This window comes from Streptomyces sp. NPDC057950 (genome assembly GCF_042887295.1).
Classification (GTDB): Bacteria; Actinomycetota; Actinomycetes; order Streptomycetales; family Streptomycetaceae; genus Streptomyces; species Streptomyces kaempferi.
Window position 1 is genome coordinate 171,220 of sequence record NZ_JBHVPP010000002.1, and the last position, 14,245, is coordinate 185,464.

15 protein-coding genes and 1 riboswitch are annotated in these 14,245 nt (G+C 71.7%); of the genes, 8 read left to right on the forward strand and 7 right to left on the reverse strand.

Annotation, left to right across the window (positions count from 1 at the left end; all coding sequences use genetic code 11):
• Nucleotides 1-53 precede the first annotated feature (53 nt).
• On the reverse strand, nt 54-110 hold the full coding sequence (locus ACFVTC_RS04975; protein ID WP_148014101.1) for a trp operon leader peptide: 57 nt from the start codon (nt 108-110) through the stop codon (nt 54-56).
• A 292-nt stretch (nt 111-402) separates the two neighbouring features.
• Here ACFVTC_RS04975 and ACFVTC_RS04980 point away from each other — a divergent pair, with 292 nt between their 5' ends.
• Entirely contained in the window at nt 403-1,755 is a 1,353-nt protein-coding gene (locus tag ACFVTC_RS04980; RefSeq protein ID WP_266698605.1) for a class II 3-deoxy-7-phosphoheptulonate synthase, read from the forward strand.
• A gap of 170 nt (nt 1,756-1,925) precedes the next feature.
• Complete coding sequence (locus ACFVTC_RS04985) at nt 1,926-2,195, forward strand: bacterioferritin-associated ferredoxin (protein WP_390124014.1); 270 nt, start codon at nt 1,926-1,928, stop codon at nt 2,193-2,195.
• A 25-nt stretch (nt 2,196-2,220) separates the two neighbouring features.
• Here the strand turns inward: ACFVTC_RS04985 and bfr are convergent, their stop codons facing one another.
• Nucleotides 2,221-2,700, reverse strand: a complete 480-nt coding sequence (bfr, locus tag ACFVTC_RS04990) for a bacterioferritin (RefSeq protein WP_390124016.1) — start codon at nt 2,698-2,700, stop codon at nt 2,221-2,223.
• A 157-nt stretch (nt 2,701-2,857) separates the two neighbouring features.
• Here bfr and ACFVTC_RS04995 point away from each other — a divergent pair, with 157 nt between their 5' ends.
• The gene (locus ACFVTC_RS04995; RefSeq protein WP_390124018.1) at nt 2,858-3,490 is read left to right on the forward strand and encodes a sulfite oxidase-like oxidoreductase; all 633 of its coding nucleotides are present in this window, start codon (nt 2,858-2,860) and stop codon (nt 3,488-3,490) included.
• Nucleotides 3,491-3,510: 20 nt separating this feature from the next.
• Here ACFVTC_RS04995 and ACFVTC_RS05000 read toward each other — a convergent pair whose 3' ends face one another.
• The 5 genes from ACFVTC_RS05000 to thiO all read right to left on the reverse strand — a co-directional run bounded on the left by ACFVTC_RS05000 (nt 3,511) and on the right by thiO (nt 8,897).
• The gene (locus tag ACFVTC_RS05000) at nt 3,511-4,380 is read right to left on the reverse strand and encodes a deoxyribonuclease IV (protein WP_390124019.1); all 870 of its coding nucleotides are present in this window, start codon (nt 4,378-4,380) and stop codon (nt 3,511-3,513) included.
• Between the two features lie 100 nt (nt 4,381-4,480).
• Nucleotides 4,481-6,427, reverse strand: a complete 1,947-nt coding sequence (gene pknB, locus ACFVTC_RS05005; protein WP_390124021.1) for a Stk1 family PASTA domain-containing Ser/Thr kinase — start codon at nt 6,425-6,427, stop codon at nt 4,481-4,483.
• Between the two features lie 296 nt (nt 6,428-6,723).
• Nucleotides 6,724-7,518 (reverse strand): thiazole synthase, encoded by a 795-nt coding sequence (locus tag ACFVTC_RS05010; RefSeq protein WP_390124023.1) that lies wholly within the window; start codon nt 7,516-7,518, stop codon nt 6,724-6,726.
• A 3-nt stretch (nt 7,519-7,521) separates the two neighbouring features.
• Nucleotides 7,522-7,722: a sulfur carrier protein ThiS gene (thiS, locus tag ACFVTC_RS05015; RefSeq protein ID WP_168527718.1), complete on the reverse strand. Its 201-nt coding sequence runs from the start codon at nt 7,720-7,722 to the stop codon at nt 7,522-7,524.
• On the reverse strand, nt 7,719-8,897 hold the full coding sequence (thiO, locus tag ACFVTC_RS05020; protein ID WP_390124025.1) for a glycine oxidase ThiO: 1,179 nt from the start codon (nt 8,895-8,897) through the stop codon (nt 7,719-7,721). The genes thiS and thiO overlap by 4 nt, the downstream gene beginning before the upstream one ends.
• A riboswitch (TPP riboswitch) is annotated at nt 8,895-9,006 on the reverse strand. Its footprint overlaps the gene before it by 3 nt.
• A gap of 287 nt (nt 9,007-9,293) precedes the next feature.
• On the opposite strand from thiO, the gene ACFVTC_RS05025 reads away from it, so the two are divergent.
• The 5 genes from ACFVTC_RS05025 to ACFVTC_RS05045 all read left to right on the forward strand — a co-directional run bounded on the left by ACFVTC_RS05025 (nt 9,294) and on the right by ACFVTC_RS05045 (nt 14,191).
• Nucleotides 9,294-10,526 carry an NAD(P)/FAD-dependent oxidoreductase gene (locus ACFVTC_RS05025; RefSeq protein ID WP_390124027.1) on the forward strand — a complete coding sequence of 411 codons (1,233 nt, stop codon included), beginning with the start codon at nt 9,294-9,296 and terminating at the stop codon, nt 10,524-10,526.
• 385 nt (nt 10,527-10,911) lie between these two features.
• Complete coding sequence (locus ACFVTC_RS05030; protein ID WP_153291051.1) at nt 10,912-11,277, forward strand: Rv2175c family DNA-binding protein; 366 nt, start codon at nt 10,912-10,914, stop codon at nt 11,275-11,277.
• Between the two features lie 95 nt (nt 11,278-11,372).
• Nucleotides 11,373-12,017 (forward strand): thiamine phosphate synthase, encoded by a 645-nt coding sequence (gene thiE / locus ACFVTC_RS05035; protein WP_390124030.1) that lies wholly within the window; start codon nt 11,373-11,375, stop codon nt 12,015-12,017.
• Nucleotides 12,018-12,200: 183 nt separating this feature from the next.
• Nucleotides 12,201-13,124, forward strand: a complete 924-nt coding sequence (gene metF / locus ACFVTC_RS05040) for a methylenetetrahydrofolate reductase [NAD(P)H] (RefSeq protein ID WP_390124032.1) — start codon at nt 12,201-12,203, stop codon at nt 13,122-13,124.
• Between the two features lie 56 nt (nt 13,125-13,180).
• Entirely contained in the window at nt 13,181-14,191 is a 1,011-nt protein-coding gene (locus tag ACFVTC_RS05045; RefSeq protein ID WP_390124034.1) for a hypothetical protein, read from the forward strand.
• Nucleotides 14,192-14,245: the final 54 nt, after the last annotated feature.

A 14,245-nucleotide genomic window follows, 5' to 3' on the forward strand; every position in this document is an offset into this window, starting at 1 on the left:
AACGCCGAAGGCCGCCCCTCGGGCGGCCTTCGCGAAGTCTTGCGTACGCGCAGTCAGTGGGCCGCCGGATGAGCGGTCCACCACCAGGTCTGGTGCGAGTGCGCGAACATGCTCGGCACACTACCCGACACCGGGGGACGGACGACAGCGCGACGCGTCCGCGCCTCGTCCACCCCGTACGGGCACGTCACGGCCGACACGGCCGGGGTCCCACGGCGGTCCAGTGATCTCCCTAGACTGCGTCCGGCGCGGCGCGGACCGGCCACCGCCCGAAAGCACCTGCTCCGGGCTGCCGACCCGCAGCTCACACCGCCGGCCGGGCCGTCTCACGGCGGGCGTGACACGTCTCAATCGCTGGGCACCGGGAGAGGACGCAGCGCGCGACCCCGTAGTGTTGTGCAGGTGACCGTGAACGCTAAGTCCAGCGCGAGCGCTGGCAACACCTGGCGAGACCTGCCCGCGGCGCAGCAGCCCGAGTACCCCGATGCCGAGGCTCTGCGCGATGTGATCGCGGACCTCGAGTCGTATCCGCCGCTCGTCTTCGCGGGCGAGTGCGACCAGCTGCGCGCCCGGATGGCATCCGTCGCCAAGGGAGAGGCGTTCCTCCTCCAGGGTGGCGACTGCGCCGAGGCTTTCGACGCGGTGTCGGCCGACCAGATCCGCAACAAGCTCAAGACCCTGCTCCAGATGGGTGCCGTGCTCACGTACGCCGCCTCGGTGCCGGTGGTGAAGGTCGGCCGGATCGCCGGCCAGTACTCGAAGCCGCGTTCCAAGGGCACCGAGACCCGGGACGGCGTGACCCTGCCGACGTACCGTGGCGACTCGGTCAACGGGTTCGACTTCAACGAGAAGGCCCGGGTCCCGGACCCCGAGCGGCTGAAGCGGATGTACAACGCGTCCGCCTCCACGCTCAACCTGGTGCGCGCCTTCGCCACCGGCGGTTACGCCGACCTGCGCCAGGTGCACGCCTGGAACCAGGACTTCGTGAGGTCGTCCCCGTCCGGCCAGCGCTACGAGCAGCTGGCGCGCGAGATCGACAACGCGATGAACTTCATGCGGGCCTGTGGCACCGACCCGGAGGAGTTCAAGACCGTCGAGTTCTACGCCTCCCACGAGGCGCTGCTCCTCGACTACGAGTCGGCGCTGACCCGCGTCGACTCCCGCACCGGCAAGCTGTACGACGTCTCGGGCCACATGGTGTGGATCGGTGAGCGCACCCGGCAGCTGGACGGCGCGCACATCGAGTTCGCCTCCAAGATCCGCAACCCGATCGGCATCAAGCTGGGCCCGACGACGACGGCCCAGGACGCGCTGCAGTACATCGACCGGCTGGACCCCGAGCGTGAGCCGGGCCGCCTGACCTTCATCGTCCGCATGGGCGCCGACAAGGTCCGCGACAAGCTGCCCGAGCTGGTGGAGAAGGTCAGTGCCTCCGGCGCGACCGTCGCCTGGGTGACCGACCCGATGCACGGCAACACCTTCGAGGCGGCCTCCGGCCACAAGACCCGCCGGTTCGACGATGTGCTCGACGAGGTCAAGGGCTTCTTCGAGGTCCACAAGGGCCTGGGCACGCACCCCGGCGGCATTCACGTCGAGCTCACCGGTGACGACGTCACCGAGTGCGTGGGCGGTGGCGACGAGATCTTCGTCGACGATCTGCACCAGCGCTACGAGACGGCGTGCGACCCGCGTCTGAACCGCAGCCAGTCCCTTGACCTGGCCTTCCTGGTCGCCGAGATGTACCGGGACCAGTAGCGGACCGAGGTCTGTTCCGTCCCTCGTGGCGGAGCGCGGTGGGGCGCGGATCACATGCGATCCGCGCCCCACCGCGCTTTTGCGGACTCCGGACGACGGGTAAGGTTAGGTTAGCCTCACCGTCCATCGGGGGGCGTTGCCTGTCGATCCCGTCGAGCCCGCCCCGGGAGGTGAACCGCGTGTACGTCTGCAGCTGCTTCGGTGTCACCGAGGCGCAGGTGAAGAAGCACGCGGAGGACGGCGCCTGCACCCCGCGCCAGATAGCGTCGGTGAGCAAGGCGGGCACGGACTGTGGTTCGTGCGTCCGCCAGATCCAGTCCCTGCTGGGCCGTGGCGCGTGCCCGCGCCGGGAGCTCGCGGACCAGGGCAGGCCTGCCCTCGCGGAGCTCTCCGGCGTCGCGGGCCACCCGGTGCCCGCGGTGACGGCCGAGGCCGCCTAGTTCTCGTACCGGCTCCGCAGCCGGGTCAGCTCTCCGGCTGCTCGATCAGCTGTGCGATGTAGAGCGCCTCACCGAGCTTCTCGACCAGTTCGAGCTGGGTGTCCAGATAGTCGATGTGGTGCTCCTCGTCCTCGAGGATCGACTCGAAGATGTTCGCGGACGTGATGTCGCCCTTGTTGCGCATCACCTCGATCCCGCGCTTGAGGCGGTCGATCGCCTCGACCTCCACCTGACGGTCGGCCTGGAACATCTCGGTGACGGTCTGACCCACCCGGACGTGGAACAGCCGCTGGTAGTTGGGCAGGCCGTCCAGGAAGAGGATGCGGTCGGTGAGCACCTCCGCGTGCTTCATCTCGTCGAAGGACTCGTGCCGCGTGTACTTCGCGAGCTTCGTCCAGCCGAAGTTCTCCTGCATCTTCGCGTGCAGGAAGTACTGGTTGATCGCGGTCAGCTCGCCGGTGAGCTGCTCGTTGAGGAACTCGATGACCTCGGGGTCGCCCTGCATCGCAGAGGCTCCTTCCAAGCGGGGGGAACTGGGCAGGCTGCGCCGCATCCTCGCATCGGCGTTCCGGGCCGTCCAGTAAGTGCATGCTTAGTAGGAGTTGCCCTGATAGGGGTTGTGCTGGTCATGGGCACCGTCCCGGGTCTGTCAGGATGGAGTCATGGGTCAGCCGGTGGAGCGAGGAACGGGAGCGGCGGCACAGTCGGAGCTTCCGCCGGGGCAGCGACTGCAGCGTGGCTGGCCCGTCACGCACTACGGTCCCGTGCCCAAGTTCCGCCCCGAACGCTGGGAGTTCAGGGTCTTCGGCGCCACCGCCGACGGTGAGAAGCACTGCTGGACCCACGAGGAGTTCACGGCCCTTCCGTACACCTCGGTCATGGCCGATCTGCACTGTGTCACGAAGTTCAGCATGCTCGGGGCCGAATGGGGCGGTATCCCGGCGCGCACGATCCTGGACATCGCTCCGCCCTCGCCCGCCGTCACCCATGTGATGGTCTGGGCCGAGTACGGGTTCAGCTCGAATCTGCGCCTCGACGACTTCGTCTCCGACCGCGCGATCTTCGCCACCCACAAGGACGGCGAGCTGCTGACGGCGGAGCACGGGTTCCCGCTCCGCCTGGTCGTCCCGCACCTGTACGCCTGGAAGGGACCCAAGTGGGTCCGCGGCGTCGAGTACATGACGGCCGACCGTCGCGGATTCTGGGAGGAACGCGGCTACCACAACATCGGCGACCCGTGGCGTGAGCAGCGCTACTCGTACCAGGAGGAGCCCGGGGACGGCCCCGAGCTCTGACCCGGCCGGGCCGGCGAGGTTCAGCCGTCGCGCAGCTTCTTCAGGCGCTCCACGTCCGCCGCGTGCCCCTCCTTGCCGCCGGGCGTCTCGATGATCAGCGGTACGCCCTCGGTGGCGGGGTGGGTCATCAGCGCGCGGAACGGGTCCTCGCCGATATGGCCGGAGCCAATGTTCTCGTGGCGGTCCTTGTGGGCGCCGACCACATCCTTGGAGTCGTTGGCGTGGATCAGCCGGAGCCGGCCCTCGCCCACCGTGTCCACCAGCAGATCGAGCGTCCGGTGCATCCCGCCCGGTCCGGTCAGATCGTGGCCCGCCGCGTAGATGTGGCAGGTGTCGAGGCAGACCCCCAGCTTCGGATGGGCGTCCAGCGCCTCGAAGTACGGCCCGAAGTCCCAGGTCCGGGAGCACAGGGAGGCACCCTGGCCCGCGGTCGACTCCAGGAGAAGGTACGGGTCGTCGTCGTGGGTCAGCTCGTCCAGCAGCGGCAGCAGGTGATCGCGCACCTGAGCGAGGGCCACCGCCCGCTCCCGGCCTCCGGTGGCGCTCCCCGTGTGCACGACCACGCCGAGCGCGCCTATCTCCCGGCCCCGGCGCAGCGAGTGCCGCAGGGACTCCACCGACCTCTCGGCCGTCGCCGCGGTGTGCGAACCGAAGTTGATCAGATACGGAGCGTGCACGTACGCGGGGATCGACCCGGCCGCGCAGGCCGCGCGGAACTCCTCGTCCTGCTTCGGGTTCCCGGCGGGCGTCGCCCAGCCGCGCGGGTTGGCGACGAAGACCTGGACGCTCTCCGCGCCCATCTCTCGCGCGTAGGCGAGACCGACGGAGTTGAGGCCGCCGGCCACGGGAACATGGCCGCCGACGGGATTGCGGAGCTGCTTGCTGGTCACACCCTCCAGGGTGTCACGCGCTCCGGTGCGCCCCGTCGGCGGACCTTCGGGTTCCGCTCGGTGGACCGCCCTGGACCGGTTCCGTGGCTTCCGGTCCCGGTCAGCGGATCTCGATGGTGATGGTCGATCCCTTGGGCGCGGTCCTGCCGCCGTCCACCGACTGCTTCTTGACGTGGTCCCCGAAGAGACCGAGCAGCCCACGGTCCTCGTTGACCTCGAACCCCGCGTCCTCCAGGGCCTTCGTCGCGTCGTCCACGCTGTCGCCCACCACGTCCGGCACCGGGACCATCTCCGGGCCCTTGGAGAGTGTCAGGGTGACGGTGTCGCCCGTGGCGGCCTCGCTGCCCGCGTCCGGCGACTGCTGGGCGACCTGGCCCTTGTCGAACTCCGAGGTGACCCGCCGGGCGGCGATCCTCACCTTGAGGCCCGCCTGTTCGAGCTCGGCCCTCGCGTCCTCGACGGACGTCCCGGTGACGTCCGCGATGTCCACCGGACTGCCCTTGCTGACGACGAGGGCGATGGCCGAACCGGCGTGCCGTCGGGTGCCCGCTTCCGGATCCGTACGGATCACCGAGCCGTTGAGCACGTCCCCGCTGAACTCCCGGGTGGTCATGCCCGCGGCGAGTCCGTCGTCCTTCAGCACTTCCCTCGCCTTGGACAGTGTGAAGCCGTTCAGGTCGGGCACCCGCACCGTCTTCGGGCCGTCGGAGACGGTCAGCGACACGGAGTCGTGGTCACGGATCCGCGCGCCGGGGTGCGGATCACTGCTGATCACGGTGCCGCGCTTCACGGTGTCGCTGTACGCGTGCTCGACCTGCCCGACGTCGAGCCCGGCCGCCTCGATCCGTGACCTGGCCTGCGTCTCGGTCTTCGCCAGCAGCAGCGGGACCTTGGTGAACTGGCCGGAATTGATGTACCAGACGCCCGCGCCGAGACCGAGCGCCAGCAGGATCGCGGTGACGATCAGGATCGTTCCGCGCCGGGAGCGAGAGCCGCGCCGCCGTGCGGGGGCGGGCGGCTCGGAGGCGAGCACACTGGTCTGCTCGAACCGGCTGGTCCGGTTGAGCCCGTCGGGCCCTTCGGCCTCGTTCACCGGCAGCAGGCGGGGCACGGACAGGGAGCGCGGGATCACGCTCGTACGGTCCTCGGCGTTGTCGTGGCCCGCGGTGACGGCCTGCGGCGGCACGGCGTCGAGCTGCTCGGCGGTCAGCCCGGCCCGCGCCTCCAGCACCTGGCCGAGCAGCGTCACCGCGTCGTGCGGGCGCAGGCCGGGATCGCGGGCGGTGGCCGCGGCGACCAGCTGGTCGAGCGCGAGGGGCATGCCCGGCACGGCGGCCGACGGCGGCGGCACGTCCGCGTGCAGGTGCTGGTAGATCACCTGGGCGGGGGAGTCACCGGAGTGCGGCTTGCCGCCGGTGAGCATCTCGTAGAGGACGACTCCGCAGGCGTACACGTCGACGCGGGTGTCCGCCGTGCCGTGCTCGATCTGTTCGGGAGCGAGATACGACACCGTGCCGAGCACGGACCCCGTCGTCTGCGTGACGGTGTCCACGGCCCTTACGAGGCCGAAGTCCGCCACCTTGACCCGGCCGTCGTCCCCTATGAGGACGTTCTCCGGCTTCATGTCGCGATGCACGAACCCGGCGCGGTGCGCGGCGCCGAGCGCGGCGAGCACCGGCTCCAGGACGTCCAGCGCGGCCCGCGGCTGGAGCGCCCCTCGCTCGCGCAGCACGTCGCGCAGGGTGCACCCCGCGACGTACTCCATGGCCAGATAGACGTACGACCCGTCCGCCCCCTGGTCGAAGACCTGGACCACATTGGGGTGCGCGAGCCGGGCCACCGACTTGGCCTCCCGTATGAACCGTTCGACGAACGAGACGTCGGCGGCCAGCGTCGGGTGCATCACCTTGAGCGCGAGCACGCGGTCCAGGCGGGTGTCCAGGGCCCTGTAGACCGTGGCCATCCCGCCGACCGCGATCCGGGCGTCGACGCGGTAGCGGCCGTCGAGCAGCTGCCCGACAAGCGGGTCCTGAAGGGTCGTATCCACGCAGGCGAGTCTACGAGCCGTCGCCGTCGACCCTCCTGTCGTGGCCCGTACCGGGGCGGGACTGCAGCCGACCTGTGACGCACATCGCGCCGAACGGGTGACGCGGGCCGCTCCGCCGGCGCCGGCCCTCGGCGCCCGGAACCCCGCCCGCTCCCACTGGCCGGAAACCGCCGCCCCGCGGCCACCGGGAGGAGCCCGTGACGGGACGGCCCGGGGTGACGGCGGGCCGGCGACCGCCCCGTAGTGGCACCCAGGGAGCCCTGAGGCAGACGGGACACTCGCGGCACGCCCTAGAACTAGAAGGCCGGCCTCTCGGGATCCAGCCGCGCCAGGCCCTCCGCGGGCGAGGACGCCGAGGCGAAGTGCCGCCGGGGAATCCGCCCCGCACGCCGCGCCAGACGTCCCGCCTCCACGGCGCGCCGCATGCCCTCGGCCATCAGCACCGGTTCCTGCGCACGGGTGACGGCCGAGGCGAGCATCACACCGGCGCACCCCAGCTCCATCGCCAGCGCCGCGTCCGACGCCGTACCCGCCCCCGCGTCCAGGATCACCGGCACGCGCGCGTGCTCCACGATCAGCTCGAAGTTGTGCGGGTTGCGGATCCCCAGGCCGGACCCGATGGGCGAGCCCAGCGGCATGACCGCCGCGCACCCGACGTCCTCCAGCTTGCGCGCGAGCACGGGGTCGTCGTTCGTGTAGGGCAGCACCGTGAACCCGTCGTCGACCAGCGTCTCCGCGGCGTCGAGCAGCTCGATCGGGTCGGGCAGCAGGGTGCGCTCGTCGGCGATGACCTCCAGTTTCACCAGGTCGGTGCCGAGCGCCTCCCGGGCAAGCCGCGCGGTCAGCACCGCCTCGCCCGCAGTGAAGCACCCCGCGGTGTTCGGCAGCACCCGGATGCCGAGCCGGCCGAGCACGGACAGGACGGAGCCGTGCGCCGCGGGATCCACCCGGCGCATCGCGACGGTCGTCAGCTCCGTCCCGGACGCCACGAGCGACCGTTCCAGCACGTCGAGGCTGGGCGCGCCTCCCGTACCCATGATCAGCCGGGACGAGTAGGACGTACCTCCGAGGACGAACGGATCGTCGGCCATGGGTCAGCCTCCTTGGACAGCGGTGAGGACCTCGACACGGTCTCCCTCGCGCAGGGACGTGGCGGACCACTGGGTGCGCGGGACGACGGTCTCGTTGAGCGCGGCGGCGACGCCGGAGGGCGCCGCCGTGAGGGTGGCGACGAGCGTGTCGAGGGCGGTGCCCGCGGCGACGAGCCGGCGCTCGCCGTTGACGAGGATGTTCATACGGGCTGCTCCGTGCGTGTCGGGCTGAACCGGTGGGGAGTGAAGGGGCGCGCTTCCTCGGGGAGCTCCCCCGAGGCGAGGACGTGCGCCATGACGTCCCCGGTGACGGGGGTGAGCAGGACGCCGTTGCGGTGGTGGCCGGTGGCCAGCAGCAGTCCGTCGAGCCCGGTCGGGCCGAGCAGCGGAGCGTTGTCGGGCGAGCCGGGGCGCAGTCCGGCCCGGGTCTCGGTGAGCGGCAGTTCGGTGATCCCGGGCACCAGCTCATGGGCGTCGCGCAGCAGCTCGTACACGCCGCCCGCGGTCACCGTGGTGTCCCAGCCCAGCTCCTCGCTGGTCGCACCGACGACGAGTTCGCCGCTCTCGCGCGGCACCAGATAGACCTGGCTGCCACGGACCACGGCCCGCACGGTGCGGCTCAGGAAGGGCGCGTACCGCTTCGGCACGGTCAGCCGCAGCACCTGCCCCTTCACCGGGCGCACGGGCGGCCTCACGTCGTCGGGCACGCCCTCGAGCCTCGCGCTGAGGCTGCCCGCGGCCAGTACCACCTGCGTCGCCGCCAGCACGTCGCCGCCCGTGGTGACGATCCCGGTGGCCCGCTCCCGGACCACCGTCAGCCGCTGAGCCCAGGTCCGGTGGAACACCACCCCGGCTCGCTCGCACGCTGTGACCAGGGCCTTCGCCAGGCGGCGCGGGTCGATCTGGTGGTCGCCGTCGACGCGCAGACCGCCACGGACACCGGGCGCGAGCATCGGTTCCAGCCGACGGCACTCACGGCCGCTGAGCCACTCCGACGCGAGCCCCGAACGGTTCTGCAGGGCGTGCAGTTCCCGCAGGTGGGCGCGGTCGTCGGAGTCCAGGGCGACGGCCAGCGTGCCGCACCGGCGGTAGCCGAGATCCTGGCCCGTCGCCTCGGTGAGCTCGGCGACGAAGTCCGGATAGCGGCGCGCGGAGGCGAGGTTCAGGCCCAGCAGGGTCTGCTCGCCGTAGTGGAGCTCGGTGACGGCGGCGAGCATTCCGGCGGCGACCTGCGCGGCCCCGCCGCCGGGTTCCGGGTCCACGACCGTCGTGGTGAACCCGCGCTGGGCGGCCCGCCAGGCCGTGACCAGGCCGATGATCCCGCCGCCCACCACCAGGACGTCGGACGTGACGGACCTCTCCGCCGGTGTACGCGACATGGGCGTCCAGCCCCTCCCTTCGCCGGCATGACCCGGATCAGGTTCGTACGGTCGGAGGCCGCCAGCCTCCCTCTCAGCCCGGTGCGTCCGGGCTCCCGCGAGTGCTCTACGTCGACCACCCTAGCTCGCCGCCGCGTGCCTCAGTAAGGGAGCCTCCGCCCATGGCCCATGCGCGCGACGGCCCCGTCCGGCCGCGGCCGGCGGAGAGCGGGGAGGGGGGGTCGTGGACGGGCGGCGGGACGAACGTGGCGGTCCGGATCGAGCGGATCGACGACCCCGACCAACCCGCACGGACCGCGCGCGCCGGACGGACCCGCCGACACCGGGCCGCATTGTGGAGCAGGTCACTGAGCACGTCCGCTGACTGACGGATTGTCAGGTGTCTATGGTGATCAGGTGAGCGAGCAGACGCAGGGGCAGAAGCAAGGGCCTACGGCACGCCGGGTCGTCATCGCGGGCGCGGGCATGGCCGGCGTGCAGACCGCGGTCGCCCTGCGCGAACAGGGATTCACCGGCGGTGTGACACTGATCGGCGCCGAGCCGCACCAGCCGTACGACCGGCCGCCGTTGTCCAAGGCGGTGCTGCTCGGAAAGGCCGAGCACTCCGCCTTCGACATCGACTTCGAGGCACTGGGCATCGAACTGAGACTCGGCTGCGAAGCGCTGGGCCTGCGCCCCGGGGACCACGAGCTGGACACCGCCGCGGGACCGGTGCCCTACGACCTCCTGGTGCTGGCCACCGGCGCGGAACCGATCCAGCTCCCCGGCGCGGAGGGCATGCCCGGCGTCCATCTCCTGCGCACCCTGGACGACGCCGAACGGCTGCGCCCCGTGCTGGCCCGGCAGCACGACATCGTGGTGGTCGGGGCGGGCTGGATCGGAGCGGAGTTCGCCACGGCGGCGCGCGAGGCCGGGTGCGCGGTGACGGTCGTCGAGGCCGCCGACCGGCCACTGGCCGGGGCACTGCCCGCCGAGGTGGCCGCGCCGATGGCCGCCTGGTACGCGGACAGCGGGGCCTCGCTGCGCACCCACGCGCGCGTGGAGCGCGTCGAGCCCGGTGCCGTGGTGCTCGACGACGGGTCCCGGGTGCCCGCGGGCGCCGTGGTCGTCGGCATCGGCGCCCGGCCCGCCACCGCCTGGCTGGCCGACTCCGGCATCGAGCTCGGAGCCCACCGCGAGGTCGTCGCCGACAGTCACCTGCGCACCTCCCTGCCGGACGTCTACGCGGTCGGCGACTGCGCGTCCTTCCCCTCGGGCCGGTACGAGGAGCGCCTCCTCGTCCACCACTGGGACAACGCCCTGCAGGGACCGCGCACGGTGGCGGCGAACATCATCGGCGAGGCCCCGGTGGCGTACGACCCGGTTCCGTACTTCTGGTCCGAGCAGTTCGGCCGTTTCGTCCAGTACGTCGGCCACCACGCGCCCGCCGACACGACCGTCTGGCGCGGCGGCTCCTCGGGCGCCGCCTGGACGGTCTGCTGGCTGCGCGACTCCCGCCTCGTCGCGCTCCTGGCGGTGGGGCGCCCCCGCGATCTGGCCCAGGGCCGCCGTCTGATCGAGGCGGGCATGCCGCTGGACCCGGAGATCCTGTCGGATCCTTCACGTCCGCTGAAGGACGCCACGGCCTAGGCGGGCACCCAGGCCCCCGTTCGGGCGGCGACGCGAGGGGCCGGGCCTGCCCGGCCCGGTGGGCTCCCTCGCCGGGGGGGCGGCCGGGCGACCGGGGCCGACGAATCCCGCCGAGCCGCTCGCCCGAGGGCGGCCCTGCGGCCCTGCGGCCCTGCGGCCAGGCAACCGGGCAACCGGGCAACCGGGCGGCCGGGCGGCCGGGCGGCCAGACAACCGGGCGGCCGGGCGGCCGGGCGAGTGAACCCGCCGGATCCGCTCGCCGCGTGGCCCGCGCCCGCGCCACCGTGCCGGAATTCGGTGGAATTCCACGAGATTCACGCGCTTCTGACGCGGGACGGGCGGCGCTCGGGTACCGAGTGTCAGTCCGGGATGGCAGGCTTGTCCCGTGACCGAGATTGACGCAAAGATCGATGCTCTCGTCCCCGCCTGGCTCACCCTCCCCGACATCGCCGAACAGTTCGGCGTCGAGGTGACCCGCGTCCGGCAGCTGGTCAAGGAAGGCCAGCTGATCGCCGTACGCCGTGGTGAGAACCGCGCGCTGCACGTCCCCGCCGCTTTCATCGACGAGGACAAGGTCGTCAAGGGCCTCACCGGCACCCTGACGCTCCTGCGGGACGACGGCTTCACCGACGAAGAGATGCTCGAGTGGCTCTTCACCCCCGACTCGACCCTGCCCGGCACCCCCGCGCAGGCGCTGAGCGAGAATCGCGGCACGGAGGTGAAGCGTCGCGCCCAGGCGCTCGCCGTCTGATCCGACAACACGTCCGGCGTACGGACCACGGCCGGCCCCGGGCCACCCCGGCCGCCGTGGCCCGTACGCACCGCCGCACCACGGGGGATCCACGCATGCCCGAGAACGCCGCCCGCCTCGCCGACGCCCGCGTCTACCTCTGCACGGACGCGCGCACGCGCCAGGGCGACCTCGCCGAGTTCCTGGACGCCGTCCTGGCGAGTGGCGTCGACATCGTGCAACTGCGCGAGAAGGGCATGGAGGCCGCCGAGGAGCTGGAACACCTGCGGGTCTTCGCGGACGCCTGCGCCCGCCACGGCAAGCTCCTCGCGGTCAACGACCGGGCGGACGTCGCCCACGCGGCCGGCGCCGCCGTCCTCCATCTGGGCCAGGGCGACCTCCCGGTCCCCGCGGCCCGCGCCATCCTCGGCGACGAAGTCCTGATCGGCCGTTCCACGCACGCGGCGGCTGAGGCCGCGGCCGCCGCCGTCCAGGACGGCGTGGACTACTTCTGCACCGGCCCCTGCTGGCCCACTCCCACCAAGCCGGGCCGCCACGCACCGGGCCTCGACCTGGTCCGCCACACCGCCGCGCTCGACACCGACCGCCCCTGGTTCGCCATCGGCGGCATCGACCTGGGCAACCTCGACGAGGTGCTGGAGGCGGGCGCCCGCCGTGTCGTCGTGGTCCGCGCGATCACCGAGGCGGACGACCCCGCGGCGGCGGCCGCCGAGTTCGCGAAGCGGCTGCGGCAGGCCTGACCGCGCGGAGCCGGCCCGGCCCGTGGCGCGCGACCTGTGGCGTGCGGCCCGTGGCGCGCGGACCGTCCCGCCGCCCGTCGGGTCGTCCCGCGCTCTGTCCGAGGGGTGGACAAGAAGCCGACGAATCGGACAATTCTTTCCGGTTCGGTTGGGGGACCGGCGCCCCCTGGTTAACCTGCGAGTATGGCCCTCGGATCTGCCTCCACCAGGACTGACCGCGCACGCATCGTGAGCGACATGCTCGCGTCCGGCAAGAAGACGTACTCGTTCGAGTTCTCCGCGCCGAAGACCCCCAAGGGCGAGCGGAACCTGTGGAACGCGCTGCGCAGGGTCGAGGCCGTCGCCCCCGACTTCGTCTCCGTGACCTACGGAGCGGGCGGCTCCACCCGCGCCGGCACGGTCAGGGAGACCGAGCAGATCGTCGCCGACACCACGCTCACACCGGTGGCCCACCTCACCGCCGTCAACCACTCCGTGGCAGAGCTGCGCAACATCATCGGCCAGTACGCGGACGCGGGGATCCGGAACATGCTCGCGGTCCGCGGTGACCCGCCCGGAGACCCCATGGGCGACTGGGTCCCGCATCCCCAGGGCCTGACCTACGCGGCCGAACTCGTCCGTCTCATCAAGGAGTCCGGCGACTTCTGCGTGGGCGTCGCCGCCTTCCCCGAGATGCATCCGCGCTCCGCCGACCAGGACGCGGACGTCGCGCACTTCGTCGACAAGTGCCGGGCCGGCGCGGACTACGCGATCACGCAGATGTTCTTCCAGCCCGAGTCGTACCTGCGGTTGCGCGACCGGGTCGCGGCTGCGGGCTGCGGGACACCGGTGATCCCCGAGGTCATGCCGGTGACGAGTGTGAAGATGCTGGAACGGCTTCCGCAGCTCAGTAACGCTTCATTCCCGGACGTCCTGAAAGAGCGGATCCTCACAGCCAAAGAGGATCCGGCGGCTGTACGCTCCATTGGCATCGAGTTCGCGACGGAGTTCTGCGCGAAGCTGCTGGACGAGGGCGTCCCCGGACTGCACTTCATTACGCTGAACAACTCCACGGCGACGCTGGAAATCTACGAGAATCTGGGCCTGCACCATCCACAGCAGGCCTAGACCGGTCGCACCCGCGTACGACACACTGCGTAGCGGCCACTGGGAGAGGGGCGTACATGGGCTTGACGGTCCTCTATATCGCTTTCGGCATCGTCGCACTGTGGCTCCTCGGCGAGGTTCTGCTGCAGTACAAGGCGCGGCTGCGCTACCGGCTGCTCGCCTTCGTCGGCTTCGCCGGTGTGGTCCTCGGTGTGCTGATCCCGTCCGTGATCGTCGTCGGTCTGGGTGCGGCCGCCTTCGCGGTCGGCCAGACGTACGTCACGCTGTCGTTCCGGCGCGGTTTCGCGGCCGGCTGGGCGGTGGGCAACCGCCAGGGAGCCGACCAGGCCCCGGACAAGGTCTCGGGCAGGAGCAAGCGCCGCCGCGGCGAGCCGGACCGCCAGGACCCGGCGCTGGAGGTCTCCGACCTCGAGGCGGAGCAGGAGGCGGCCGAGGGCGCGCGGTATCCGCAGGGCGAGGACGACTACACCCGCGAGGACGACGTCTTCACGCCCGCGCACTCCGACCGGTTCATGCCGGCCGGCTCCGGCGACCTCACGGCGACCGGGAGCACGGCCGTGTACGAGCCCCAGCCCCTGCCCGACGACACCGGCTCCTACGGCGTCTACAGCGACGCGGCCTACGCGGCCGCCGCGGGGCAGTCCGGTCAGTCCTACGCCGCCGCCCCCTCGCAGGACCAGCAGGCATACGCCTACGACGGCTACTCCGGCTACGACCAGCAGCAGTACGGCTACGACAACAACGGCCAGCAGCAGTACGCCGCCTACTCCGACCCGTACATCGGCACACAGACCTACAACGGCGCCGCGTACGACATGACGTACGGCGGCGGCGATCAGCAGTACCCGCAGCAGCAGGGCTACGGCCAGGACCAGTACGCCGCCGGCGGCTACGGCGGCGAGACCCCGGCCGGCGGTGTCTGGGTCCCGCAGCAGCGCAGCACCGACGGCCAGTACGGCGGCGAGCTCCCGCCCGAGCAGCAGTATCCGTACCAGGACAACGGCCAGGGCAACGGCCAGGGCGGCAACGGGAACGGCGCCGGGTTCGACGAGCAGTACCGGTACTGACCGTCCTCGGGGGCGGGAGCGCCTCGGGGTCTGGCACTGGCCGTACGGGCCAAG

Bases quoted from the DNA above. Each gene is read 5' to 3' on its own strand.
- bfr (WP_390124016.1), bottom strand. From the start codon at position 2,700: ATGCAGGGCGACCCCGAGGTCATCGAGTTCCTCAACGAGCAGCTCACC.
- ACFVTC_RS04995 (WP_390124018.1), top strand. From the start codon at position 2,858: ATGGGTCAGCCGGTGGAGCGAGGAACGGGAGCGGCGGCACAGTCGGAG.
- ACFVTC_RS05010 (WP_390124023.1), bottom strand. From the start codon at position 7,518: ATGGCCGACGATCCGTTCGTCCTCGGAGGTACGTCCTACTCGTCCCGG.
- thiS (WP_168527718.1), bottom strand. From the start codon at position 7,722: ATGAACATCCTCGTCAACGGCGAGCGCCGGCTCGTCGCCGCGGGCACC.
- thiO (WP_390124025.1), bottom strand. From the start codon at position 8,897: ATGTCGCGTACACCGGCGGAGAGGTCCGTCACGTCCGACGTCCTGGTG.
- thiE (WP_390124030.1), top strand. From the start codon at position 11,373: ATGCCCGAGAACGCCGCCCGCCTCGCCGACGCCCGCGTCTACCTCTGC.
- metF (WP_390124032.1), top strand. From the start codon at position 12,201: ATGGCCCTCGGATCTGCCTCCACCAGGACTGACCGCGCACGCATCGTG.
- ACFVTC_RS05045 (WP_390124034.1), top strand. From the start codon at position 13,181: ATGGGCTTGACGGTCCTCTATATCGCTTTCGGCATCGTCGCACTGTGG.